1 pseudogene is annotated in these 343 nt (G+C 25.4%); it reads left to right on the top strand.

The features are described from left to right. Window positions 1-343, top strand: a pseudogene (locus KGF50_RS22030) (RNA-guided endonuclease TnpB family protein); the annotation flags it as partial.

The raw sequence follows: 343 nt of genomic DNA, 5'->3' as shown, positions 1-343 counted from the left end.
ATCAAAAGAAGTTAAAAGATTAAATAAGAAACTTAGAAAACTTCAAAGGCAAGTTTCAAGGAAATATGATATGTTAAGAAGTGGTAACACCTTTCAAAAAGGTGAAAAACTTGTAAAAACTCAAAATATTATAAAGATTGAAAGACAGGTAAAACTTGTCTATAAAAAACTTTCTGATATTAGATTAAATCATATACACCAAACTACTAATACAATAGTGAAAACCAAGCCTTGTAGAGTAGTAGTAGAAGATTTAAATGTAAGAGGTTTATTAAAAAATAAACACTTGTCTAAAGCAATTTCAGAGCAATGTTTTAATAAGTTTATAACTATACTTGAATAC

The organism is Clostridioides sp. ZZV15-6598, assembly GCF_020657705.1.
GTDB lineage: Bacteria > Bacillota > Clostridia > Peptostreptococcales > Peptostreptococcaceae > Clostridioides > Clostridioides difficile_F.
The sequence above is the reverse complement of the archived record's forward strand: the minus strand, read 5'-3'. Positions and strand labels throughout refer to the sequence as shown.